Annotated in this window: 20 protein-coding genes; 14 read left to right on the forward strand and 6 right to left on the reverse strand. The window is 75.2% G+C overall.

What is annotated here, in order from left to right; all coding sequences use genetic code 11:
- The first annotated feature begins 392 nt into the window (after positions 1-392).
- The 7 genes from pelF to ACFVFR_RS20695 all read left to right on the forward strand — a co-directional run bounded on the left by pelF (position 393) and on the right by ACFVFR_RS20695 (position 7894).
- Positions 393-1934 (forward strand): GT4 family glycosyltransferase PelF, encoded by a 1542-nt coding sequence (gene pelF / locus ACFVFR_RS20665; protein WP_383703710.1) that lies wholly within the window; start codon positions 393-395, stop codon positions 1932-1934.
- Entirely contained in the window at positions 1931-3448 is a 1518-nt protein-coding gene (locus ACFVFR_RS20670) for a hypothetical protein (RefSeq protein WP_383703712.1), read from the forward strand. The genes pelF and ACFVFR_RS20670 overlap by 4 nt, the downstream gene beginning before the upstream one ends.
- Before the next feature lie 63 nt (positions 3449-3511).
- Positions 3512-4606, forward strand: coding sequence for an SDR family NAD(P)-dependent oxidoreductase (locus ACFVFR_RS20675; protein WP_383703714.1), 1095 nt, complete (start codon positions 3512-3514; stop codon positions 4604-4606).
- 120 nt (positions 4607-4726) lie between these two features.
- The gene (locus ACFVFR_RS20680; RefSeq protein ID WP_383703716.1) at positions 4727-5440 is read left to right on the forward strand and encodes an NDP-sugar synthase; all 714 of its coding nucleotides are present in this window, start codon (positions 4727-4729) and stop codon (positions 5438-5440) included.
- Positions 5437-6354 (forward strand): NAD-dependent epimerase/dehydratase family protein, encoded by a 918-nt coding sequence (locus tag ACFVFR_RS20685; protein WP_383703718.1) that lies wholly within the window; start codon positions 5437-5439, stop codon positions 6352-6354. The genes ACFVFR_RS20680 and ACFVFR_RS20685 overlap by 4 nt, the downstream gene beginning before the upstream one ends.
- Complete coding sequence (locus ACFVFR_RS20690) at positions 6351-7010, forward strand: spherulation-specific family 4 protein (protein ID WP_383703721.1); 660 nt, start codon at positions 6351-6353, stop codon at positions 7008-7010. Before ACFVFR_RS20685 ends, ACFVFR_RS20690 begins: the two co-directional genes overlap by 4 nt.
- Positions 7011-7039: 29 nt before the next feature.
- A complete protein-coding gene (locus ACFVFR_RS20695) occupies positions 7040-7894 on the forward strand; it encodes an endo alpha-1,4 polygalactosaminidase (protein ID WP_383703724.1) in 855 nt (284 codons plus the stop codon).
- 216 nt (positions 7895-8110) lie between these two features.
- On the opposite strand, the gene ACFVFR_RS20700 is transcribed toward ACFVFR_RS20695, so the two are convergent.
- From ACFVFR_RS20700 to ACFVFR_RS20715, 4 genes are all read right to left on the reverse strand, one after another.
- Positions 8111-10291 carry an ABC transporter permease gene (locus tag ACFVFR_RS20700; RefSeq protein WP_383703728.1) on the reverse strand — a complete coding sequence of 727 codons (2181 nt, stop codon included), beginning with the start codon at positions 10289-10291 and terminating at the stop codon, positions 8111-8113.
- 55 nt (positions 10292-10346) lie between these two features.
- Positions 10347-11129, reverse strand: a complete 783-nt coding sequence (gene modA / locus ACFVFR_RS20705; RefSeq protein ID WP_383703731.1) for a molybdate ABC transporter substrate-binding protein — start codon at positions 11127-11129, stop codon at positions 10347-10349.
- Between the two features lie 80 nt (positions 11130-11209).
- A complete protein-coding gene (locus ACFVFR_RS20710; protein WP_383703734.1) occupies positions 11210-11605 on the reverse strand; it encodes a molybdopterin-binding protein in 396 nt (131 codons plus the stop codon).
- Positions 11606-12012: 407 nt separating this feature from the next.
- Positions 12013-12774: a 4'-phosphopantetheinyl transferase gene (locus ACFVFR_RS20715; protein ID WP_383703737.1), complete on the reverse strand. Its 762-nt coding sequence runs from the start codon at positions 12772-12774 to the stop codon at positions 12013-12015.
- 171 nt (positions 12775-12945) lie between these two features.
- On the opposite strand from ACFVFR_RS20715, the gene ACFVFR_RS20720 reads away from it, so the two are divergent.
- The 4 genes from ACFVFR_RS20720 to ACFVFR_RS20735 all read left to right on the forward strand — a co-directional run bounded on the left by ACFVFR_RS20720 (position 12946) and on the right by ACFVFR_RS20735 (position 19216).
- A complete protein-coding gene (locus tag ACFVFR_RS20720) occupies positions 12946-14862 on the forward strand; it encodes a methylmalonyl-CoA mutase family protein (protein WP_383703740.1) in 1917 nt (638 codons plus the stop codon).
- Positions 14862-17096, forward strand: a complete 2235-nt coding sequence (gene scpA / locus ACFVFR_RS20725) for a methylmalonyl-CoA mutase (RefSeq protein WP_383703743.1) — start codon at positions 14862-14864, stop codon at positions 17094-17096. The genes ACFVFR_RS20720 and scpA overlap by 1 nt, the downstream gene beginning before the upstream one ends.
- Positions 17097-17100: 4 nt before the next feature.
- Positions 17101-18192, forward strand: a complete 1092-nt coding sequence (meaB, locus tag ACFVFR_RS20730; protein ID WP_383703746.1) for a methylmalonyl Co-A mutase-associated GTPase MeaB — start codon at positions 17101-17103, stop codon at positions 18190-18192.
- A 154-nt stretch (positions 18193-18346) separates the two neighbouring features.
- Positions 18347-19216, forward strand: a complete 870-nt coding sequence (locus tag ACFVFR_RS20735) for an alpha/beta fold hydrolase (RefSeq protein WP_383703749.1) — start codon at positions 18347-18349, stop codon at positions 19214-19216.
- Positions 19217-19285: 69 nt separating this feature from the next.
- On the opposite strand, the gene ACFVFR_RS20740 is transcribed toward ACFVFR_RS20735, so the two are convergent.
- A complete protein-coding gene (locus ACFVFR_RS20740; protein ID WP_383703752.1) occupies positions 19286-20011 on the reverse strand; it encodes a transporter substrate-binding domain-containing protein in 726 nt (241 codons plus the stop codon).
- 204 nt (positions 20012-20215) lie between these two features.
- Positions 20216-21274, reverse strand: coding sequence for an enoyl-CoA hydratase/isomerase family protein (locus ACFVFR_RS20745; protein ID WP_383703755.1), 1059 nt, complete (start codon positions 21272-21274; stop codon positions 20216-20218).
- Positions 21275-21723: 449 nt separating this feature from the next.
- On the opposite strand from ACFVFR_RS20745, the gene ACFVFR_RS20750 reads away from it, so the two are divergent.
- The 3 genes from ACFVFR_RS20750 to cobM all read left to right on the forward strand — a co-directional run bounded on the left by ACFVFR_RS20750 (position 21724) and on the right by cobM (position 24938).
- Positions 21724-22764 carry a (2Fe-2S)-binding protein gene (locus ACFVFR_RS20750; protein WP_383703757.1) on the forward strand — a complete coding sequence of 347 codons (1041 nt, stop codon included), beginning with the start codon at positions 21724-21726 and terminating at the stop codon, positions 22762-22764.
- A 129-nt stretch (positions 22765-22893) separates the two neighbouring features.
- The gene (gene cbiE, locus ACFVFR_RS20755; RefSeq protein ID WP_383703759.1) at positions 22894-24195 is read left to right on the forward strand and encodes a precorrin-6y C5,15-methyltransferase (decarboxylating) subunit CbiE; all 1302 of its coding nucleotides are present in this window, start codon (positions 22894-22896) and stop codon (positions 24193-24195) included.
- Complete coding sequence (gene cobM, locus ACFVFR_RS20760; RefSeq protein WP_383703761.1) at positions 24192-24938, forward strand: precorrin-4 C(11)-methyltransferase; 747 nt, start codon at positions 24192-24194, stop codon at positions 24936-24938. The genes cbiE and cobM overlap by 4 nt, the downstream gene beginning before the upstream one ends.
- The last annotated feature ends 94 nt before the right edge of the window (positions 24939-25032 follow it).

Below are 25032 nucleotides of genomic sequence, written 5' to 3' on the forward strand. Positions count from 1 at the left end.
CCCGCACCACGCGTGCCGGCCCGGTGCGTCGGGCCAGGCCGGTACACCGCCCCACCGGCACCCGCACCAGCACCACGCCCCACCCCGGGGTGAGCGAGACCGTCGCGGCCACCACCGCACGGCGGACCCCGGGGCCTGTGGCGCGCGAACCGGCCACCGGGCCCCGCCGCCACGGGACGCACCACCGACCGGCCCCACCCGGCCACCGCGCCACGGGCCGGCTACCGGCACGCCGCACGCCAGCACCACCGCACCCGGGCGGGCCCCACGCCCCACCCACACCGCCGCCCCCGCCGGCTCCGTGGCCGTCGTCGCGACATCCGGCCCGATACCGGGCTCGCACGGCGTCACGAGCGAAGACCCCGCACCGTCCCTCGGGAGTAAGAACGGCCATGCACGGACCACGCACCGCGCCCACCAGCGGCGAACCGCCGTCGGACGGCACCTCGGTGACCCTCCTCACCGAGGGCACCTATCCGCACAGCCACGGCGGAGTCAGCGTGTGGTGCGACCAGTTGATCAACGGCATGCCCGATGTGGACTTCCACATCATGGCGGTGACCGGCACCGGCCGCGAACCCCTGTCCTGGCAGCCACCCACCCACGTACGCGGCATCGAGAACCTGCCGCTGTGGGGCACCCCACCCACCTGCCCCCCACCCCGCGGCCGGGAACTGCGCCGCTTCCTCGGCGGATACGAGGACTTCCTCCACGCCCTGCTCGACCCCGCGCACGAGGACCACTTCTCCGGCGCCCTCTACCAACTGGCGGCCCTCGCGCCCAGCGGCACCCTCTCGGCCGCCCTGCGCACCGAGCGGGCCGCGCGCGTCCTGGCCCGGCTGTGGAACAGGCCCGCCCTGGCCACCGCCGCCGCCCGGCCCACCCTGCACGACGCGCTCAGCGCCACCGACCTGCTGGAGCACGCGCTGCGCCCGCTGGCCGGCCGGCCCGCCGCCACCACCTCCGTCACCCACGCCGTCAGCGGCGGGCTGGCCGCGCTGCCCGGCCTGGTCGCCCACCACGAACACGGCACGCCGTTCCTGCTCACCGAACACGGCGTCTACCTCCGCGAACGCTATCTCGGCTTTCGCGCCGAGCCCTACCGCTGGCCCGTCAAGGCCCTGATGCTCGGCTTCTTCCGCCTGCTGGCCAAGGAGAGCTACCGCACGGCGGCCCTGGTCACCCCCGGCAACCGGTACAACCGGCGCTGGGAGGAGCACGGCGGCACCCCGCCCGATCGCATACGCACCGTGTACAACGGCGTCGACCCCGCCGCCTTCCCGCCCGCCGGACCCGAACCGGAGACCCCCACCCTCAGTTGGGCCGGCCGGGTGGACCCGATCAAGGACCTGGAGACCCTCATCCGCGCCTTCGCCACCGTGCGCGAGAAGCTGCCCACGGCGCGGCTGCGACTCTTCGGCGGCACCCCGCGCGGCGCCGAGAAGTACCGCGAGGGCTGCGAGCGACTCGCCGCCGACCTGGGCATCGGCGAGGCCGTCACCTTCGAGGGCCGGGTCGAGGACATCAAGGACGCCTACGCGGCTGGCAACGTCGTCATGCTCTCCAGCGTCAGCGAGGGCTTCCCCTTCACCCTCATCGAGGCGATGTCCTGCGGGCGGGCCACCGTCTCCACCGACGTCGGCGGCGTCCGGGAGGCCGTCGGCGACGCCGGCCTGGTCGTCCCCCCACGTGACCCCGCCCGCATGGCCGAGGCCGCGCTACGCCTGCTCAACGAGCCCCAACTACGCGCCAGGATGGGCGAGGGCGCCCGCCTGCGCGTGATCGAACAGTTCACGCTGCGCCAGACCATCAGCACCTTCCGCGAGATCTACCAGAACCTGTCCGGGCACCGGCGGGACCAGCGACCCCAGCGCCCCACCGGCGCCCAGCGCCCCTCCTGGGCGCGCGCGGTCGCCGCCGGAGGTGCCGGATGAGCGGCCCGTTACGCCTGGTCCCCGGGCCCGACCCGACCCCCACCACCGGGCCCGACACCGACCCGGGCACACTCGCCGACCAGGGCACGGACACCCGCCGGCGTACCCCCCGCGCCACCCCGTCCTGGGCCGACGACCCGCTGGACGACCTGGCCGAACGGCTCGCCGACGTGTGCGCCGCGGCCGTCCACCCCGACGAGATCGCCGCCTTCCTCGAAGCCGACGGCCTGACGGGCGAGCAGATCACCGAACGCTACGGGCGCCGGGACGTCTTCGAGCTGGCCACCGAGCTCTACGGCCGCGTCCCGCGCGGCTTCCCCGAACCACCCGCGCGACCCGACCCCTGGCACGCGGCGCCGGGCCGGTTCCTGCTGCGCGGCGTGGTCTTCACCCTGCCCGGACTCGGCTACGTCCTGGCCGGGCCCTTCCTCGAAGGACCGGCCGAACTCTTCGGCCTCTCCGCCGGCACCGGCCCGCTGGCCGCCTCCGCGCTCGTCGGCTGGGCCTGGAACCAGGCCCTGGCCCACCGCGCCTACCGCTGGCTCGCGCTCGGCGGCAGCCCCGCCGCGGCCGCCTGCCTGCGGATCGGCGGCACCGTCGGCGCACTGCTGGCCTTCCTCGCCGCGCTGGCGCTGCCGGGACCCGGCGCGGCCACCGCCTTCGCCGCCGGCCAGTCCGTCTACCTCGCCGCCGCCACGGCCCTGCTGGTCCTGGGCAAGGAACGCGAACTGCTCTACAGCCTGCTGCCCACGGCCCTCGGTGCCACCGCCCTGCTCTGGATCGACCTGCCGGCCGCCGCCCGCGCCGCGCTGCCCGCCGCCACCGTGCTGGCCGCCCTGGGCTACGCCGCCCTGGCCGTCCAACAAGCCATCGCGGAACGGCCGAAGGCCACCGGCGAGACCGGCGGAGGCGGCGCGGCGGCGGGCGGACCACGCTGGTCCGAGTCAGTGCCCTACGGCCTGTTCGGGCTCGGTTGCGCGGTGCTCACCTCCGTCGCCGTCCTCGGTGACGTACTGCGTTACGGCGAGGGCGCCTCGCTCACCGGCCCCTCGGTCATCGCGCTCACCCTCAGCATGGGCATGGCCGAATGGTTGCTCTACCGCTGCCGCGGCCTGTCGCTCGCCGCGCTCGGCGAGTCCACCACGGCACGTGGCCTGCTGCTGCGCACCGGCTGGGTGCTGGCCCGCTGCATGGCCGGCTACCTCGCCGTCCTGGCCGTCCTGGTCTACGCCACCGCCGCCATCTGGCCCGACGGGCCACACCTGGGCGTCCAGCGACTGCTGGCCGTGGTCGCCCTGGGCGCCGTGATGTGGACCGGACTGCTCCTCCAGGCGTTCGGCACCGCCTGGGTACCCGCCCTGGGCACGCTGGCCGCCGCCGGAGTGGAGACCGTACCGCTCGCCCTGCACGTCTGGACCCCCACCTCCGTCCAGCTCGCCGCCTGTTGCTGCACCGCCGTCGCGCTGCTGGGCGCCGCCAACGCGCTGCTCGGCCGCATCACGGCACACCGCTGACCCACCCGTACACGCACCACCCACAACCGCACCACGCACACTCACGAGAATCGGAGTCCCCGCATGTCCCCGACCCCCGCGACCCCCGCCCACCCCGACGCCCAGCCGACGGGCGCCCCCGGCACGGCACCCGCCGCCCCCTCCACCACCGCCGGCGGGCCCCACCCCGGGCTCGTCGCCGTCACCGGGGCCGAAGGGTTCATCGGCTCCCACCTGGTCGAGACGCTGGTCGCGGCGGGACACCGGGTGCGGGCCATGGTGCAGTACAACTCCTTCTCCTCCTTCGGCTGGCTGGAGACGCTGCCGGCCGACGTGCTCGACCAGGTCGAGGTGGTGCTCGGCGACGTCCGCGACCCCGGCTCGGTCACCGGCCTGGTCTCCGGCACCGAGGCCGTCTACCACCTGGCCGCGCTCATCGCCATCCCGTACTCCTACCGCGCCCCGCACAGCTACGTGGAGACCAACGTCACCGGCACCCTGAACGTCCTGGAGGCCGTACGCCACCTGGAGATCCCGCGCCTGGTGCACACCTCGACCAGCGAGACCTACGGCACCGCGCAAACCGTGCCCATCACCGAGGACCACCCCATCAACACCCAGTCGCCCTACGCCGCGTCCAAGGCCGGCGGCGACCGACTGGCCGACAGCTACCACGCCAGCTTCGCCACCCCCGTGGTCACCCTGCGCCCCTTCAACACCTTCGGGCCCCGCCAGTCCATGCGCGCCGTGATCCCCACCGTCATCGGCCAGGTCGCCGCCGGCCAACGCGCCATCACCCTCGGCGACCTGCGCCCCACCCGCGACTTCAGCTACGTCAAGGACACCGCCGCCGCCTTCCACACCGTCGGCACCGCCCCCGCCGACCAGGTCGTGGGCCGCACCTTCAACGCGGGCACCGGCGGCGAGATCTCGGTCGGCGAACTCGTCAGCCTCATCGGCAAGCTGATGGACACCACCCTGGAGGTGCGGGAGGACGCCCAGCGCATCAGGCCCGCCGACTCCGAGGTGATGCGCCTGGTCTGCGACGCCTCCCGGCTGCGCGCCGCCACCGGCTGGGCCCCCGCCCACACCCTGGAGGACGGGCTCGGTCACACCATCGACTTCTTCCGCGACCCCGCCAACCTGGCCCGCTACAAGACCGACCTCTACAACGTCTGACCGCACCACCGGCCCCACCGGGCCCCCGCACCGGCCCGCCCGCACCCCACAACCCCTCGCGAGCCGGCGCACCACCCCGTCCGCACCCACCCGCGGACCCACCCGAAGAGGAGAACCGCCATGCACGCAGTCATCCTGGCCGGCGGCAAGGGCGTCCGGCTGCGCCCGTACACCACCGCGCTGCCCAAGCCGCTGGTGCCCATCGGCGACCGGCACGCCATCCTGGAGATCGTGATGCGCCAACTGGCCGCCGCCGGCTTCACGAGCTGCACCCTGGCCATCGGCCACCTCGGGCACATCATCCGCGCCTACGTCGGCAACGGCTCCCAGTGGGGCCTGCGCGTGGGCTACAGCACCGAGGACAGCCCACTGGGCACCATGGGGCCGCTGCTGACCATGCTCGACCGGTTACCCGAGCACTTCCTGGTGATGAACGGCGACATCCTCACCGACCTCGACTTCGGTGACGTACTGCGCTCCCACGAGTCCAGCGGCGCGCCGCTGACCATCGCCACCTACGCCCGCCAGGTCGACATCGACTTCGGCGTGCTGACCACCGAGTCGGACCGCGTCGTCGGCTTCACCGAGAAGCCCCGCATGGACTACCGCGTCTCCATGGGCGTCTACGGCGTCTCCCGCGACACCCTCAACCCGTACACGCCGGGCCTCCCGCTCGGCTTCGACGAACTCGTCCTGGACCTCCTCAAGGCACAGACCCCGCCCCACGCCTACGATTTCGACGGCTACTGGCTCGACATCGGACGGCCCGACGACTACGACCGTGCCAACGCGGAGTTCACCCAGCGCCGCGGCGTCCTCATCAAGGGAGCGTGACCCACCCCATGCGCATCCTCGTCCTGGGAGCCAGCGGCTTCCTCGGCGAGCACACCGCCCGACACCTGCGCGCCCTGCCCGGCGCGCAGGTGTTCACCGGCGGACGCTCGTCCACCGCCGACGCCCACATCGACCTCGCCACCATCGACGTGCCCCGCCTCGCCGACACCCTGGCCGCGCTGCGCCCGGACGCCGTCGTCAACTGCGCGGGCGCGGTCGGCGGCGGCTCCCTCGCCCTGGCCGCCACCAACGCCCGGGGCCCGGCCGCCCTGTGCGCGGCGCTCACCGAGGCCGCCCCCGACGCCCGCCTCGTCCACCTGGGCTCGGCCGCCGAGTACGGCACCTCCGGCGGCGATCTCGCGCTCACCGAGTCCAGCCCCACCTGCCCGTTCGGGGTGTACGGGGCCACCAAGCTGGCCGGCTCCCTCGCCGTCACCTCCGCCGGCCTGGACGCGGTGGTGCTGCGTGTCTTCAACCCGCTCGGCCCCGGCTCACCGGCCAGCAGCCTGCCCGGCCGGCTGGCCGCGCTGCTGCGCGAGGCCGAACCCGAGGGCGTGGTGCGGGTGGGCGCCCTCTCCGCGTACCGCGACTTCATCGACGCCCGCGACGTGGCCAGCGCCGTCGCCCGCGCCACCACCACGACCGCGCCCCTCCCACCGGTCCTCAACCTGGGCAGCGGCACCGCCCAACCGGTGCGGGCCGTGGCCACCGAACTCGCCCGACTCGCCGACTTCCGGGGCGAGATCGACGAGAGCGGCGCGGGCTCGGGCCGCTCGCCGGCCGCCTCCCGCGCCTGGGCCGACATCACCGCCACCACCGCCGCCCTGGACTGGCGACCCCGCTACTCCTTCGCCCAGTCGCTGGCCGACCTGTGGGCCGAGGCCACCGGCCAGCCCGTCGACGCGCTGCGGTGAACACCCCCGCCACGCCCCCGGGGCGCCTGCTGGTGCCGCTGTACGTCCACCCCACGGTGGACCCGGCGGCCTGGCAGGCGCTTCGCGGGCACGCCCGAGCGCTCTACGCCGTGGTGCTCAACGCGGCCGACGGCCCGGGCCGTCGGCGCGACCCGGCCTTCCAGAGCGCGGCCCGCGACCTGCGTGCGTCGGGGGTGCGGCTGCTGGGCTACGTCGACACCGCCTACGGGCGGCGGTCGCCGTACTCCGTACTCGCCGACATCCGCCGGCACCGCCGCTGGTACGACGTGGACGGCGTCTTCTACGACCAGGCGGCCTCCCGCGCCGCGCTGCTGCCCCGCTACCGGCGGCTGGTGCGCGCGGCCCGGCTGCTCGGCGCGCCCACCACCGTGCTCAACCCGGGCACCCACCCCGACCCCGGATACGCGGACATCGCCGACGTCCTGGTCACCTTCGAGGGCGACTGGGCCACCTACCAGCGGGCTCGCGTGCCCTCCTGGACCGCGCGTCACCCACCGCGACGCTTCTGCCACCTGGTGTACGCGGTCCCCGCTGACCAGCGGAAAAAGGTGGCAAATACATCGTATGATCGCGGCGCGGCACTGCACTGCGCGGTGCCGGGGGAGGGGAGCAACCCGTGGCGGTACCCCCCGTGAGGCACCGACAACGACATGGGAGACAACGGGTGAGGGCGCGTACCCCGCTTGCGGCACTGACGTGTGCGGCACTGCTGGCACTGGCCGGCTGTTCGAGCGACGACGGCGGTGACGACCGGGCGACGAAGACACCCCAGGCCAAGCCCACGAAGCGACCCGGGCACGAGCCGGGGAAGCAGGCGGCCGTGGCCTGGCAGCCGAAGCCCGGCACGACCTGGCAGTGGCAGCTCGACGGCCGCGTCGACACCGGCATCGACGTTCCCGTCTACGACATCGACGGCTTCGAGAACTCCGCGGCGACCGTGGACCGGCTGCACGACGACGGTCGCAAGGTGATCTGCTACATCAACGCCGGCGCCTGGGAGGACTGGCGGCCGGACGCGGACGCCTTCCCCAAGGCCGTGCGCGGTGCGAACAACGGCTGGGCGGGCGAGCGCTGGCTGGACGTCCGCGAACTGGACACGCTGTTGCCGCTGATGGCCAAGCGCATGGACATGTGCCGTGACAAGGGCTTCGACGCCGTCGAGCCGGACCTGATGGACGCCTACCGCAACCGCACCGGCTTCCCGCTGACCGCGGCCCACCAACTCGCCTACAACCGCGGGCTGGCCAAGCTGGCCCACGACCGTGGCCTGGCGGTGGGACTCAAGAACGACCTCGACCAGATCCCCGAACTCGTCGGGGACTTCGAGTTCGCCGTCAACGAGGAGTGCGCCGAGTTCGGCGAGTGCGACAAGCTGACGCCGTTCATCGAGGCGGACAAGGCGGTCTTCCACGTCGAGTACACACTCCCGACGAAGAAGTTCTGCGCCACCGCCAAGGACCTGGGCCTCAGTTCGATGCGCAAGCGCCTGGAGCTGGATCCCTGGCGCGACCCCTGCTGATCGCCGCCCGCCGGTCCGGCGTCGGCCAGCCCGACGCCGGCCGGCCCGGCACGCGCCGGGCCGGCGTACGACGGCCGGCCCGGCGTCCCCGGGAGCTTCCGGCGCCCCTGGCGGCGGCCCCTGAACGCCGCCCGCCCCACCCGTCTTAGCTACCCACCGCGAGGCGGTGACCCGCTCGCGCGAGGCGACTGGCGAGCGCCCCGGCCTGTGGCGCGCCTACAGCCGGACCAGGGTGATCTCCGTGGCCTTCACGCTCGTCCACACGGCGGCGCCCTCCGCGAGAGCCAGCTCCACGGCCGCCGCCGGGGTGATCTCGGCGACCAGGTCGGGCACCTGCTCCGAGCCGATCACCACGCGCAGCCGGCTGCCCACGGCCGTGATCTCCCGCACCCGCCCCGGCCACACGTTGCGCGGGCTCCCGGCCGGCCGCTCCCGGTGCACCGCCACCGCCTCCGGCCCGAAGACCGCCAGCGCCGCCCCGCCTCGGCCCGCGTCCCCGCCGTCATCTCCAGCGCCGTGCCCGGGGCCCGCCACCACGCCGGCCACGGGCAGCGGGTCGGCCACCACCAGCCGGCCGGGCCCCGGCAGCACCAGAGCGCCGTCCCCGGTGACGGCGCACCGCCAGGCGTTGTGTCCCAGCATGCGGGCCACCCACGGCGAGCGCGGATGCCGCGCCACCTCGGCCGGTGTCGCGTACTGCACGGCCCGCCCCCCCTCCAGCACCAGCACCCGGTCGGCGAGCGAGACGGCCTCCACCGGGTCGTGCGTGACGATCAGACAGACCCCGTCGAAGTCGGCCAGGTGCCGGCGTAGCGCGTGCCGCACCCGCGCGCGCGTGCTCTGGTCGAGCGCGGCGAGCGGCTCGTCCAGGAGCAGCAGCCGGGGCCGTACCGCCAGCGCCCGAGCCAGCGCGACGCGCTGCGCCTGCCCGCCGGAGAGCTGGGCGGGCCGGCGTCGCGCGAGGTGCTCGACCCCGAGCCGCTCCAGCCACGCGTACGCCCGCCGCCGCGCCTCGGCCGCGCCGACGCCCCGCGCCCGCAGCCCGTACGCCGTGTTGCGCAGTGCCGTCAGGTGCGGGAAGAGCGCACCGTCCTGCGGCACCCACGCCACACCCCGACGATGCGTCGGCAGCGCGCTCACCTCCTGGTCACCCAGCCACAGCGCGGCACGTGAGCGGTCGGTGAGCCCGAGCAGGGCGCGCAGCAGCGTGGTCTTGCCGGCGCCGTTGGGCCCGACCACGGCGATGGTGGTGCCCGGCGGCGCGTCGATGGCCAACTCGTCGAAGCCGGTCAGCTCGGCCCGCAGCGACCAGCCGGACGCCCGGTCCGGGGCCGGGCCACCAGCGCCCGGGGCCGCCGCCGGCCCGCCGGCCCCGGGCGGGCCGGACACCTGGGCGTCGTGCCTGGTCGGGCCCCCCGCGTCCGGGTCGTCGTCGACGTCCGGCCCGGCCGCGTCGTCCACCGGGTCGCCCGCCGCGTCGGGGCCGGCGTCCGGCGCGAGGTCGCGCCGGACGGGCGCGCGGGCGCCGCCGGTCCACCGGCCGCGCAGCGCCACCAGCACGGCCATGGCGATGGCCAGCAGCAACAGCGAGACCGAGGTGGCGGCCTCCGGGTCGGACTGCAACAGCAGATACACCTGGAGCGGCAGCGTCTGGGTGACGCCCGGCAGGTTGCCGGCGAAGGTGATCGTGGCCCCGAACTCGCCCAGCGCCCGCGCCCAGGTCAGCGCGGCGCCCGCGAGCAACCCCGGCGCCACCAGCGGCAGCGTCACGGTGCGCACCACCCGCCACGGGGAGGCACCCAGGGACGCCGCCGTCTCCTCGTACCGCCGATCCAACCCGGCCAGCGTCCCCTCCAGACTGATGACCAGGAACGGCATGGCCACGAACGTCGCCGCGACGACGGCGCCCGCGGTCGAGAACGGCAGCGTGAGACCGAACCCGTCCTCCAGCACCCCACCCAGCAGCCCCCGGCGACCGAAGCCCAGCAGCAGCGCCACGCCGCCCACCGTCGGCGGCAGCACCATCGGCAGCAGCACCAGCGAGCGCACCAGCGTCCGGCCGGGGACCACGCCACGGGCCAGCACCCAGGCCAGCGGCACCCCGAGCACCACGGACAGGCCCAGCGACCAGAACGAGACGGTCAACGACAGCCACAACGCCTCCCGCACCGGAGCGCTGCCCAGATGCGTACCGAGCTCTGACCAGGAGGTACGGGCCACCATGCCGGCCAGCGGCAGTGACAGGAAGGCCACCGCGAGCGCGGCGGGCAGGGCGAGCACCAGGGGCGTACGGGCGCGTGGGGCGCCCCGCCGTCCGCGCGCCGCGCCCGCCCGCCAGCTCTCGCGTCGGCCGCGCCCGGGTGTGCGCCCGGGGTCGCCGTCCTCGCCGCGTCTCATCCGTGCCCGATCCCTGCCGATACCGCTTCGACCGCCTGGTGTCACCGCTCGCCGCTCAGGGGCGCTGGAACCCGGCCGCACGCAGCATCTTCTGCGCCGTGGGCGAGGTCAGCCACCGCACGAAGGACGCCGCCTGCTCGGAGTGCCGGGAGGCGGTCAGCGGCGCCGCGGGGTAGGTGGCGACGGCGTTCTGCGCGTCGGGGATGGCGACCGTGTCCACCCGGTCGGGGGCGGTGGCCGCGTCGGTGACGTAGACCAGGCCCGCGTCGGCCTCGCCGAGCGTGACCTTGCTCAGCACGGCGCGCACGCTCGGCTCCTGCGAGACCGGCTTGACGTCAAGGTCCGCGGAGTCGAGTACGGCCTTGCTGTAGCGGCCCACCGGCACCTCGGGCGCGGCGAGCACCACCTTCAGATCCGGCTTCGTCAGGTCCCGCAACGTCTTGACGTGCTGCGGGTTGCCCTCGCCGACCGCGATGACCAGGCGGTTCCTGGCGATGACCGACAGTTCGCCGGTGTCGCCGCGCAGCCCGCGCATCGTCGGCAGGTCCGCCGTCACCAGCGCGTCGGCCGGCGCTCCCTGTCGCACCTGCGCGGCCAGATCCTGCGACCCGGCGAAGGAGAAGCGCACCCGTACCTTCGGGTGTTCCCTCTCGTACGCGGCGCCGACCTTGGCGAAGACGTCGGTGAGCGAGGCCGCGGCCAGCACGGTCAACTGGGTCCTGCCACCACCGTCGTCGCCGTCGGAGTCGCCACCGGAGCCGCACGCGGTCAGGGGCGACAGGGCGGCGAGGCACAGCGCGAGGGCGGCGACCCGCCGGCGCGGGAGGGCGAAGGGCATGGACGACTCCTTGAGGGGCCTGGGCGGGTGGCGGTGGTGGGCCGCCGCCCCGGGGGCGCCGGCCGCCGCGCGGGGACGGGTCAGAGGCGGTCGATGTGCACGCTGGTGGACTTCACCCGCGCGGTGGCGCGCACCCCCACCTCCAGGCCCAGTTCCTCCACGGCCTCGCGGGTGAGCAGCGAGACGAGCCGGTGCGGCCCCGCCTGGATCTCGACCTGGGCGGCGACGTCGCCGAGCTTGACCGCGGTGACGATGCCGGCGAAGGCGTTCCGCGCCGAGGTGTACGGCACCTCCTCGTCACCGTCGGCGGCCTGCGCCAACTCCACGGAGAACGCCGCGAGACGCCGCCCGTCGACCAGTCGCCGGCCCGCCTCGTCGCGATGCGTCTCGACCCGCCCCGCGTCGGCCCAGCGGCGCACGGTGTCAGCGCTGACGCCCAGCAACCGCGCGGCCTGGCCGATGGTGTAGGACTGCATGTGCGGCACAGTAAGCCAGCGTGAGCGGCACCTGCAAACCTCAGCCGGGATTACACCTCGCATCTGCCGCCGACGAGCTACCGCGCACCCGCGCGCTCGTGGCGCGCGATGTCACTGCGCACGCCACCCCGCTGCCCTCCGTGCGCCCGATACGCCTTCGCGCCCCCATACGCCGCGCGCCGGTCTCGCCCCGGCCCCACGACGCACCCCGGCGTGCGGACGCGAGCGCCGGAGGAATGGCGGCAAAACGCAAAGAAGAGGCGCTGCCCCGTGATGGGTCCGCGGTGGTGACGCACCGCGCCCCCCGGAGGCACGTCCGCCCCCGCCGTGTGTCGACACCGGCTGGCCGGATGGGGCCGGGTGTCGCGCGAAACGGCGGAGGCGGTGTGGGTGTGGGGCGGGGAGTGTCAGCGGGCGGCTGGGACGGTCGCCGGCGGCACCACGATCGCCGTGACCACGAAGCCGTCGTGGATCACCCAGCGGCCGTCGAACCCGGTGAGGGGGAACTCCTCGGGAATGTCCGCCGAGGGCAGCAGGCGGGCCCGGAAGGTGCCCTGGAGCGCGGGGCCCCCGGTGGCTGGCGCGGCCGGCGCGGGCTCCGCCTCGAAGGTCAACTCGGCGTCCGAGAAGTCGAGTTCACGGTGCGCCAGTGGATACCACGCCTTGAAGACGCTCTCCTTGGCGCTGAACAGTAGCCGGTCCCAGTGCACGGTGTCGGCCCCCCAGGCGCCGGCGGCGATCCGCTGGCCGCGCTCGCGCTCGGCCTCCAGCGACACGATGCCCAGCACGCCCTCCGGCAGCGGCGCGTGGGGCTCGGCGTCGATGCCGATCGAGCGCGCCGCCGTGCTGGGGGCCAGGGCCGCGGCACGGTACCCGTCGCAGTGGGTCATGCTGCCCACCACGCCCTGCGGCCAGCCGGGCTCGCCGCGCTTGCCGGGCAGGACGGGGGTGGGGGGGAGTCCGAGGCCGGCCATCGCCTCTCGGGCGCAGGCCCGCACCGTGGTGAACTCGCGGCGCCGCTTGAGCACGGCGCGGCCGAGCAGCGCGGCCTCCTCGGGGAAGAGGACGTCCGGCTCGGCGTCGGTGCGAACGGCCTGCGACCAGACGACCGAGGCGGGAACCAGCGCGGCGGGCACGACAGTCGCGGCCTCGTTTGTCAAATCCGTCACAGCGGCCTCGTCCGTGCCCTGTCCCATGGCCAACCCCCGTCGTGCGTACGCGCCTTGCAGGTCATTCTGTCCGTACCCTAGCGATCTGCCACGCTTACGTGCTGCCGGGGAGGGCAAGATCACAGCGTGCCCCACTCCTGTCCTGTGCAAACCTCCCCTAGTCTCCGTCGCATGACGGTCCTGCCCGACGGGCTCCCCCTGGCAGCCGAGTTCCCGGACGCATCCCGAGAGCAGTGGCGCCACCTTGTTGGCAACGTGCTGCGGAAGTCCGGCACGTCCGAGGCCACCGGCGCCGCGGCCGAGGAGGCGCTCAGAACCCCGCTCCAGGACGGCATCCTCGCCCGTCCCCTCTATACCGCCGACGACGCCCCCGACGCCCTGGCCGCCGGCTATCCCGGCTTCGCCCCCTTCGTGCGCGGCGGGCGGCCCGAGGGGTCGGCCGTCTCCGGCTGGGACGTACGCCAGCGGCACGCGCACCCCGACCCCGAGCGCACCCGCGAGGCGGTCCTGGCGGACCTGGAGAACGGGGTGAGCTCGCTGTGGCTGGCGGTGGGCGGTGCGGCGCTGCCCGTCGCCGCGCTGCCCCGGGCCCTGGAGGGCGTCTACCTCGACCTGGTGACCGTCGCGCTCGACGCGGGTGCCGACTTCGCCGCCGCCGGTGAGGCGCTGCTCGCGCTCTACGACCAACGCGAGGTGCCCCGGCCCGCCGCGCGCGCCGTCCTGGGGGCCGACCCGTACGGCGTGCTGGCCCGCACCGGCCGCGCCGAGGCCCTGGCCGGACACCTGGCCGCCGCCACCGAACTGGCCCGCCGCGCCAGCCGTGACCACCCGGGCGTGCGCGCCCTGAGCGTGGACGCGCTGCCCTACCACGAGGCCGGGGGCTCCACCGCCGAGGAACTCGGCGCCTCGTTGGCCGCCGGCGTCGGCTACCTGCGGGAGCTGACCGCCGCCGGACTGCCCGTCGACGCCGCGCTGGGGCAGCTGGAGTTCCGGTACGCGGCCACCGCCGACCAGTTCCTGACCATTGCCAAGCTGCGCGCCGCCCGCCGCCTGTGGGCCAGGGTCGCGCGGGTCTGCGGCGCGGCGGGTCAGGCGGCGGCGCAGCGGCAGCACGTGGTGACCTCGCCGGTGATGATGACCCGGCGCGACCCGTGGGTGAACATGCTGCGCACCACCGTCGCCACCCTGGGCGCGGGCGTCGGCGGCGCGGACGCGGTGACCGTGCTGCCCTTCGACAGCGAACTGGGCCTGCCCGACGGCTTCGCCCGCCGCGTCGCCCGCAACACCTCCGCCATCCTCCTCGAGGAGTCACACCTGGCCCGGGTCATCGACCCGGCGGGCGGCTCCTGGTACGTGGAGCGACTGACCGCCGAGGTCGCCGAGGCCGCCTGGGCCTTCTTCCAGGAGATCGAGGCCGCCGGCGGCATGGCCGACGGGCTCACCTCCGGCCTGGTGGGCGACCGGCTCGCCGCCACCTGGCAGCGCCGCTCTAAGGACCTGGCCCGACGCGAGGAGCCGATCACCGGCGTCAGCGAGTTCCCGCTGTTGGACGAGCGGCCCGTCGAGCGCGAGCCGTACCCCACCTCACCGGACTCCGGGCCCGCCGCCACCGGGCCCGTGGCGGGGCTGCCCCGGGTGCGTCGCGACCAGGCGTACGAGAGGCTGCGCGCGCGCGGTGAGGCGCACCTGGCCGCTCACGGGCAGCGGCCGAGGGTCTTCCTGGCGACGCTGGGCCCGGCCGCCGCGCACACCGCCCGCGCCACCTTCGCCGCCAACCTCTTCCAGGCCGGCGGTATCGAGGCGCTCCAGGGCCAGGGTGGCGCCGATCCGAGCGCGGCGGCCGAGGAGTTCGCCGACAGCGGCGCGACGATCGTGTGCCTGTGCGCGTCCGACCAGCTCTACGCGGAGCAGGCCGGGGACGCCGCCGCCCGACTGAAGGCCGCCGGCGCCACCCGGGTCTACCTGGCGGGCCGCCCCGGCGAGCGGCGGGAAGAGTACGAGCGGGCCGGAGTGGACGAGTTCGTCTTCGCGGGCTGCGACGCGGTCGAGGTGCTGACCTCGGCCCTGGACACCATGGGGATTGCGTGATGCGAGGCGAAGCGGAAGCGACGGGCGGAATCCCGAACTTCGCGGACATCGAGCTGGCCGAGGAGGGCGACGCCCCCGGCGCCGACCTCGACGACTGGCGCTCCGCGCTGCGCGAGAACACCGGCAAGGACGAGGACGCGCTGGTCTGGGAGACGCCCGAGGGCATCGGGGTCAAGCCGCTCTACGGCCCCCACGACCTGACCGGCGTCGACTTCCTGGGCACCTACCCGGGCATCGCCCCGTACCTGCGCGGCCCGTACCCGACGATGTACGTCAACCAGCCCTGGACGGTGCGCCAGTACGCGGGCTTCTCCACCGCCGAGGAGTCCAACGCCTTCTACCGGCGCAACCTCGCGGCCGGACAGAAGGGCCTGTCCGTCGCCTTCGACCTGCCCACCCACCGGGGCTACGACAGCGACCACCCGCGCGTGACCGGCGACGTCGGCATGGCGGGCGTGGCCATCGACTCGATCTACGACATGCGACAGCTCTTCGACGGCATCCCGCTGGACCGGATGAGCGTGTCGATGACGATGAACGGCGCGGTGCTGCCTGTGCTCGCGCTGTACATCGTCGCGGCGGAGGAACAGGGTGTGCCGCCCGAGAAGCTGGCCGGGACCATTCAGAACGACATTCTGAAGGAGTTCATGGTCCGCAACACCTACATCTACCCCCCGCAACCCTCCATGCGGATCATCTCCGACATCTTCGCCTACACCTCGCAGAAGATGCCCCGCTACAACTCCATCTCCATCTCCGGCTACCACATCCAGGAGGCCGGAGCCACCGCCGACCTGGAACTGGCCTACACCCTGGCCGACGGCGTGGAGTACCTGCGCGCCGGGCTGGACGCGGGCATGGACGTGGACGCCTTCGCGCCACGGCTGTCCTTCTTCTGGGCCATCGGCATGAACTTCTTCATGGAGATCGCCAAGCTGCGCGCGGCCCGCCTGCTGTGGGCCAAGCTGGTCCGGCAGTTCGACCCGAAGAACCCCAAGTCCCTCTCGCTGCGCACCCATTCCCAGACCTCGGGATGGTCGCTGACCGCGCAGGACGTGTTCAACAACGTCGCGCGCACCTGCGTGGAGGCCATGGCCGCCACCCAGGGCCACACCCAGTCGCTGCACACCAACGCGCTGGACGAGGCGCTGGCCCTGCCCACCGACTTCTCCGCCCGCATCGCCCGCAACACCCAGCTCCTGCTCCAGCAGGAGTCCGGCACCACCCGGGTCATCGACCCGTGGGGCGGCAGCGCGTACGTGGAGCGCCTGACCCTGGACCTCGCGCGCCGCGCCTGGCAGCACATCGAGGAGGTCGAGGCGGCGGGCGGCATGGCGCGGGCCATCGACGCGGGCATCCCCAAGCTGCGCGTCGAGGAGGCCGCCGCGCGCACCCAGGCACGTATCGACTCCGGCCGGCAGCCGGTGATCGGCGTCAACAAGTACCGGGTGGACAGCGACGAGCAGATCGACGTCCTCAAGGTCGACAACTCCGCCGTGCGCGCCCAGCAGATCGACAAGCTGCGCCGGCTGCGCGCCGAGCGGGACGAGCGGGTGTGCCAGGACGCGCTGCGCGCGCTGACCGGCGCCGCCCGGGACGGCGCCCAGCCCGGTGGCGGCCTGGCGGGCAACCTGCTGGCCCTGGCCGTGAACGCGGCCCGGGCCAAGGCCACCGTCGGCGAGATCTCCGACGCCCTGGAGCAGGTGTACGGGCGCCACTCCGGCCAGATCCGTACGATCTCCGGTGTGTACCGCGACGAGGCAGGACCGTCATCCGGGGTGGAGCGCACCCGCGCGCTGGTGCGTGACTTCGAGGAGGCCGAGGGCCGGCGCCCGCGCATCCTGGTCGCCAAGATGGGCCAGGACGGGCACGACCGGGGCCAGAAGGTGATCGCCACCGCCTTCGCCGACCTGGGCTTCGACGTCGACGTCGGCCCGCTGTTCCAGACACCCGCCGAGGTCGCCCGGCAGGCGGTGGAGGCCGACGTGCACATCGTCGGCGTCTCCTCGCTGGCCGCCGGCCACCTCACGCTGGTGCCCGCGCTGCGCGAGCAACTGGCCGAGGCCGGCCGGGAGGACATCACCATCGTGGTCGGCGGCGTCATCCCGCCGCAGGACGTCGAGACGCTGCGCGAGATGGGCGCGGCGGCCGTCTTCCCACCCGGCACGGTGATCCCCGACGCCGCCTTCGACCTGGTCACGTCGCTGGGCGCGGCACTCGGCCACGAGCTGTGAGCCCATGGCACCGACGATCGACCTAGACCAGTACGTACGCGGCGTCCGCGCGGGCTCGCGGGCCCACATCGCCCGCGCCATCACCCTCGTGGAGTCCACCCGCCCCGACCACCGCGCCCTCGCCCAGGAACTGCTGGTCGCCCTGCTGCCGTACGCGGGCGACTCGCGGCGGGTGGGCATCAGCGGCGTGCCCGGCGTGGGCAAGTCCACCTTCATCGACGCGCTGGGCACCCGACTCACCAGGCGCGGCCACCGGGTCGCGGTGCTCGCCGTCGACCCGTCCTCCAGCCGGACCGGCGGCTCCATCCTGGGCGACAAGACCCGGATGGAGCGGCTGGCCGTCGACCCGGCCGCCTTCGTGCGCCCCTCGCCGACCTCGGGCACCCTGGGCGGCGTGGCCCGCGCCACCCGCGAGACCATCATCCTGATGGAGGCCGCCGGCTACGACGTGGTCCTCGTGGAGACCGTGGGCGTGGGGCAGTCGGAGACGGCCGTGGCCGGCATGGTCGACACCTTCCTGCTGCTCACCCTGGCCCGCACCGGCGACCAGCTCCAGGGCATCAAGAAGGGTGTCGTGGAGCTGGCCGACCTGGTGGCGGTCAACAAGGCCGACGGCCCCCACGAACGCGACGCGCGCGCCGCCGCCCGCGAACTGGCCGGCGCGCTACGCCTGTTGCGCCCCCAGGCCGCCCCGTCCGCGAGCGCGCGCGCCGCCGCCGCGCCGCCGCACCCCGACGAGGTGTGGAACCCGCCGGTGCTCACCTGTAGCGCCCGCGAGGGCACGGGGCTGGACGAGCTGTGGGAGCGCGTCGAGGCACACCGCGAGATCCTGGACGCCACCGGCGCGCTCCAGGGCAAGCGGCGCGACCAACAGGTGGAGTGGACCTGGACGATGGTCCGGGAACAGCTGCTGACCCGGCTCCGCGAGCACCCCGCCGTGCGCCGGGTGGGCCCGGAGGTGGAGCGCCAGGTCCGGGAGGGCACGCTGACGGCCTCGCTCGCCGCCGAGCGCGTGCTGGCCGCGTTCGCCTCACCGCCCCCTCCGGAGCACGCCGACGCGGGTCCGGACGGAAGCGCGTCCCGTAGCTGCACGTGAGCGAGCCACCGTGGTGGGCACGGGAGCCGAGCCGGCCGGACGAGGCGTCGCCCGGCCGGCGCCGTGCTGTGCGGGGCACCTCGGCCGCGTACGCCGCCCCGTCGTCGACGGTCACCGGCGGCGTGGCGACGCCGGCGCCGGTGGGTGCTCCGCGGTGACCTGGACAGGGACGCCCGGCCTGGCGTCGATGAGCGACGGCGCGCGGGTGCGCTGGGTGGCACTGGGGGACACGGCCCGCCGACCGGCCGTGGTCATGCTCCACGGCGGCCCCGGGCTGCCGGACTACCTGGGCGACGTCGCCCACCTGGTCGCCGACCTCGCGCCCGTCTACCGGTACGACCAGCGCGGCACGGGAGGCTCCCCGTGGCAGGGCCGCCACCGAGTAGCTCGCCACGTCGCCGACCTGGCCGAACTGCTCGACGCCTGGGACGTGCCCGAGGCCGTGCTGGTGGGGCACTCCTACGGCGCCACGCTGGCCAGCCGGTTCTGTCTGGCGCACCCGGACCGGGTCGCGGCCGTGCTGCTGATGTGCGGGCCCTTCGTGGGCGACTGGCGCGCCACGGACCGCGCGGAGCGCGAGCGGCGCATGACCGCGCGCCAGCGCGAACGGCTCCACGCGCTGGGGGAGATGCCGCACCGTACGGAGGAGCAGGAGGTCGAACTGCTCACGCTGGCCTGGTTCACCGACCACGCCGACCCCGAGCGGGGCTGGCGCTGGGCGGCCCGGGGCGCCCGGGAGCGGCGCCCCGTCAACTGGGCCATGAACGGCGAACTGGGCCAGGAGGGGCGCGCGGACCCGCTCGACGCGCACCTGACCGCGTTGCGCGCGTGTCTGCCCGCCCGGGCCGAACTGCTCGGCGGGACCGCCGACCCCCGCCCGCTGTCGGCGCTCGCCTCGCTGGCCCGACAGCTCGCGATTCCGCTGACCCCGGTCGAGGGCGCGGGCCACGAACCGTGGCGGGAGCGGCCCGAGGTCGTCCGCGCCCACCTTCGACGCTTCGTCGGCGACGCGGTGGGCGCGTAGGACGCCAGCTCGGTACGCCGGCGCCTGCCCGCCCCCGGCGCCCCACCCGGCGGGGCCGCGTCCGGGGGGCTACGCGCCGGGCGGGGCGACCAGGTTCGCGGACTGTCCGGCGCGGCGCAGCGCGTCGGCGACGAAACCGTTCGTCCTCAGCTCCTCGACCAGGCCGCGCAGGAAGGCCACCGTGGCGGGCGCGCGGTCCCGGGTGGTGCCCACGGCCTGCCTGATCCGCATGAACGGTTCGGCCAGCAGCCGCAGGTCCGGGTGGTCGGCGACATAGGCGGCCAGCGGCTGCCGGATGCCGGCCGCGACCTCCAACCCCTCGGCGCGGAAGGCCGCGACACCCTCCTCGCCCCGCACCACGCTGGCGTGCCGCAGCGTGCGGGTGAGGAACAGGTCGTACGCGGAGCCGTGCTTGACGCCGATCCGCACCCCCGCCCGGTCCACGTCGGCCACGGTCGTGAACGCCGCCTCGCGCGGTACGGCGAACGCCCCCTCGATGACGACGTACGGGGCGGTGAAGGCGACCTCCGCCTCCCGGGCCGGCTCCACGGCCAGGAAGCACAGGTCCGCCCGTCCCGTGGCCATCGCCTCGTAGGACCTGCGTGCCGCGTCGAAACAGACCAGCTCCACCGGCAGGTCCAGCCTCGCACCGATCGCGCGCGCGAGGTCCACCGTGATGCCGGCCGGCGCCTCGGGGGTGCCCTGGGCCAGCACGGGATTGCCCAGGTTGATCGAGGCCCGCAGGGTGCCGTGCGGGGCCAGGTCCCGCGCGACGGCGGTCGGTGTAGGTGTCATGGATCGGAGTCTAGGCGTGGCCGACGGCGGCGCCGACGCCGGAACGCGGGCGCGGCCGAGCCCGTTGGAGCCTCGCCCGCGCCGGTGTCACCCGCGTCAGCCGTGTCGCCTGTGTCACCCGCGTCCCCGGGGCAGCGGGTGGTCGTGGCGGTCGGACCGGCGCCTCCTGGAGCGGGGCGGCCCGCAGGAGCTGGGCCGGCCGGTTCACGGGCGCGGCGCCAGGCCCAGTTCCGCCGGGCCCAGGTCGGCGAAGAAGCCCTCCACCTCGGCCGGACCCACCTCCGCGAGACGGGCCGGACTCCACTGCGGGCGACGGTCCTTGTCGACCACCTGCGCGCGGATGCCCTCCACGAGGTCGGGCAGCGACAGCGCCGCGCAGGAGACCCGGTACTCCTGATCCAACACCGGCTCCAGGGCGCCCAGGGCCCGGGCCCGGCGCAGCGCGCTGAGAGTCACCTTCAGCGCGGTGGGCGACTTGGTCGCGATGCGCTCCGCCGCCTCCTTCGCCTCCCGGACGCCGCACCCGCGCAGGCGGGCGAGGATCTCCTCGACGGAGTCCGTGGCGTAGCACGCGTCGATCCACGCGCGGTGCTCGTCCCACTCGCTGGCCGGCGCCGGCGCGGCGAAGCGGGCCACCGCCTCCGCCGGCGACACCGTCTCCAACGCGTCCCGGAACGCGCCCAGTTCGCCGGAGGGCACGAAGTGGTCGGCGAACCCGCACGCGATGGCGCCGCCCGCCGCCATCCGGTCCGTGGTCAGCGCCAGGTGTGTGCCCAACTCGCCGGGCGCGGCGGCCAGCAGGTGCGTACCGCCCACGTCCGGTACGAAGCCGATGCCGACCTCGGGCATGGCGACCGTCGAGCGTTCGGTGACGACCCGCACCGCACCGTGCGCGGAGACGCCGACACCGCCGCCCATCACGATGCCGTCCATGAGCGCCACATACGGCTTGGGATACCGGGCGATACGGGCGTTGAGCAGGTACTCGTCGCGCCAGAAGGCGCGGGAGGCGGTGCCGCCGGCGCGGGCGTCCTCGTAGATGGCCCGGATGTCGCCGCCCGCGCACAGGCCGCGCTCGCCGGCGCCCTCGATGACGACCGTGCGTACCCGCTCGTCGTGCTCCCACGCCGTCAGCGCGGCGGCCAGGTCGCGCACCATGGCGTGGCTGAGGGAGTTGAGGGCCCGGGGCCGATTGAGGGTGAGGGTGGCGGACCTGCCGCGCACGCGGGTGAGGACGGCTTCGGCGGCGGGGGAGTGGGTCATCGTCTCGCTCCGGTCGGGTCGCTCGCGACGGCGCGTCGCGTGGTCTCGATGGCTGGTCCTGGCACGCTGCTGGGCCGATCCTCTCAACCGGCCCCCGCCCACCGGACACAGCCCCCGAGTCGGGTCCCGGACACCAGACTCCGTGGCGGGCCCGGACACCACCGTTCGGACACCACCGTTCGGACACCACCGCCGGGGCCGCGCCCGGACGCGACCGCCGAGGTTCTCGCGCGGACCGCTCCCAGCCAGTTGACCTCGCCGGTTGACCGCCGTGCCCCGGCTCGGCTCGCACGCCCCGGCCGGACTTCCCCTGCCTACCCGCCCGCCTCCGCTGGCCCCGGCCACGCCCGCCAGGCCCGGCAGCCGCGTGGCCGACTAACCTGGGCGGCGCCCGCGCGGACCCGCGCCCCGCCCGCGCGCGAGGGCCCCAGAAAGGACGGCTGACGTCGATGTCCGAGCCCGGCTGGACCGCTCCGCCCGCCCCGTCGGCCCCCGCGCTGCGCGCGGTCGCCGAGATCGGCCCCTTCTTCGCCGTACGCACCGACCGACCCGGCCCGGCCGGCCTGCGCGCCGAGGGCTATGTGCCCCTGGTCGAGCTGTACGCCACGGGCCCGGCCGGCGAGCCGTCACCGGGCGCCGGCGCGATGCCGTGCGGGACGGCGGACCAGGGCGACGGCGCGGCGCGGGGCGGGGACGCGGTGTCGGGCGACGGCGCGACGTGGGGCCGGGACTCGACGCCGGGCGGCGCTCGCGCGGCGCGCGTGGGGTACGCCGGCCAGGCGTCGGCCGCCGACCGGTGGCACGCCGCCCCGCCCGCGCTGCGACACCGGTACGCCACGGTGGCCCGGCGACTGGGCACCGACGAGGTGCGGGTGGCGGCCTCGCTCAGCTTCCAGGGGCTGGCCGGTCGGCTGTGGTCGCTGGCGGTCGGCTGCGCCGTACTCACCGGCCACGTGCCGGACCTCGGGCCGGACCGCCTGTGGTGGCACCCCGAGCACAGCGCACCACGTGAACTCTGGCTGCCCACCGACGCGCGAACGCCCGCCGCTGTCGGGACACCGACCGCCGCCGGGCTGGGTTTCGTCGCCCCGCCACCCGCCTCGGACCTGGCCGAGCGGGTGCGCGCCGTCGTCGTCGACCAGCACCTGACCCCGCTGCACCGGGTCGCCACGGCGGCCTCCGGCGTCTCGGGCGCCCTGCTGTGGGGCAATGCCGGCTCGGCGCTGGCCGGGGCGCTCGGGGTGCTGCGCGACTGGCTGCGTGTGGCGGCGAGAGAGGGCAGAGCCGACGGGGACCGCTGGGACGAGGTGACGGCGCGCGAGCGGACGCTGTCACGTGAACTGTTCGCGACCGAGCCGCTGCGCTCGACCGGACACGGGAGCCCGCACTCCCGCCCACCGTTCCGCCGCACCACCTGCTGCCTCTACTACCGGGTGCCCGGCGGCGGCCTGTGCGGCGACTGCGTCCTGCCCCGGGTGCCCGCCCGCTGACCCACGGCCGCGCGGCGCGGCAGGCGCCCGCGCCGCGCGGTGGTCGGGGCGGGCAGCCCGGTCGCGGCGTGATCGCAGCAGGTCAGTAGAGTTCGACCGCTGCCGTCCCCGACCGCCGAGGTACCTCCCGTGAACCCCGATCCGCCCGCCCCACGCCCCACCGACACCGGGCCCGTGTCGGTCGTGGGCATCGGCGCCGACGGGTGGCGCGGGCTCACGGCCACCGCGCGCGAGGAACTGCGCGAGGCCGAGACCCTGATCGGTGGCCCCCGCCAACTCGACCTGCTTCCCGTGGAGTGCGCGGGCGAGCGCGTGCCCTGGCCCTCACCACTGCGGCCCGCCGTCGCCGGGCTCATCGCCGCGCACGCCGGGCGGCGCACCGCCGTGCTCGCCAGCGGCGACCCCTTCTGCTACGGCATCGGCCGCGCACTGAGCGAGGAGCTGGGGGCGGAGCGGCTCCGGGTACTGCCCCACCCGTCGTCGGTGGCGTACGCCTGCGCCCGCCTCGGCTGGCCGCAGGAGGACGCGGACGTCGTCAGCCTCGTCGGGCGACCGCTGGCCACCCTGCGCCGCTGGCTCTTCGACCGGCGACGGCTGCTCGTCCTGAGCGCCGGCGCGCACACCCCGGCCGAGGTCGCCGCGCTGCTGCGCGAGCGGGGCTTTGGCCCCAGCTCCCTGCGCGTGCTCGAACAACTCGGCGGCGAGCGCGAACGACAGCTCACCGGCACCGCGACCCACTGGCCGCACCCGCCGGGCGACGCGCTCAACGTCATCGCGATCGAGTGCCGGGCCACCCCCGAGGCGCCCCGGCTGGCCACCGTGCCCGGACTCCCCGACACGGCGTACGAGCACGACGGGCAGCTCACCAAGCGCCGCGTGCGGGCCGCGACGCTCGCCGCGCTCGCCCCCGCCCCCGGCGAACTGCTGTGGGACATCGGCGGCGGCTCGGGCTCCATCGCCATCGAGTGGCTGCGCGCGCACCGCGCCTGCCGGGCGCTGACCGTCGAGCGTGACCCGGTGCGCGCCGCCCGCATCGAGCGCAACGCCGCCGCGCTCGGCGTACCCGCGCTGCGCGTCATCGCCGGCAGGGCTCCCGACGCGCTGGCCGGGCTGCCCACGCCCGACGCCGTGTTCATCGGCGGCGGGCTGACCACCCCCGGCCTGCTGGAGACCTGCTGGGCCGCGCTGCCCGACGGGGGCCGGCTGGTCGCCAACACGGTGACGCTGGAGTCGGAGGCGCTCCTGGCCGACTGGTACCGGCGGCACGGCGGGGAGCTGGTCCGCCTGACGGTCGCGCGCGCCGTGCCCGTCGGCGGCTTCACCGGCTGGCGGCAGGCGATGCCCGTCACCCAGTGGGCGGTGGCCAAGAACGGCGCCGACGCCCCGGCCGCCGACCGCGCGGCCGAACCGGACCGAGGAGAAGAACGATGACGGTGTACTTCATCGGCGCCGGCCCCGGCGCCGCCGACCTGATCACCCTGCGCGGCGCGCGCCTCCTCGCGCGCTGCCAGGTGTGCCTGTACGCGGGCAGCCTGGTGCCGCGCGAACTGCTGGCCGAGTGCCCGCCGGGGGCTCGGCAGGTGGACACCGCCCAGCTCGACCTCGACCAGATCACCGCCGAACTCGTCGCCGCCCACACGGCGGGACACGACGTGGCCCGGCTGCACTCCGGAGACCCGTCGGTCTTCAGCGCCGTCGCCGAGCAGATGCGCCGGCTGGACGCGGCGGGCGTGCCCTACGCGATGGTGCCGGGCGTGCCCGCGTTCGCGGCGGCGGCGGCCGCGCTGGGCCGCGAGCTGACGGTGCCCACCGTCGGACAGACCGTCATCCTCACCCGGGTCTCCCAGCGGGCCACGCCCATGCCCGAGGGCGAGGACCTCGCCACCCTCGGCCGTAGCGGGGCCCTGGTCGTCCTGCACCTGGCCGCCCGACACGTCGAGCGGGTGGTGGCCGAACTGCTCCCGCACTACGGCGCCGACTGCCCGGCGGCCGTGGTGGCCATGGCCAGCCGGCCCGACGAACTCGTACTGCGCGGCACCCTGGAGACCATCGCCGAGCGGACCACGGCCGCGGGTGTCACGCGTACGGCCGTCATCATGGTCGGCCGCACCCTGGGCGCTGAGCAGTTCAGCGACAGCTACCTGTACTCCGTGGGCCGCGAACGCCCGGCCTGACACCAGGCGTCCGGGAGCGGGCCCCACCGTGAGCCGACTCCCACCGTGGACGGGCCCGCGACAGCCCCGTGGCTCCGTACGGCACCGGGCGACG

The organism is Streptomyces sp. NPDC057702, assembly GCF_042799315.1.
Lineage (GTDB): Bacteria > Actinomycetota > Actinomycetes > Streptomycetales > Streptomycetaceae > Streptomyces.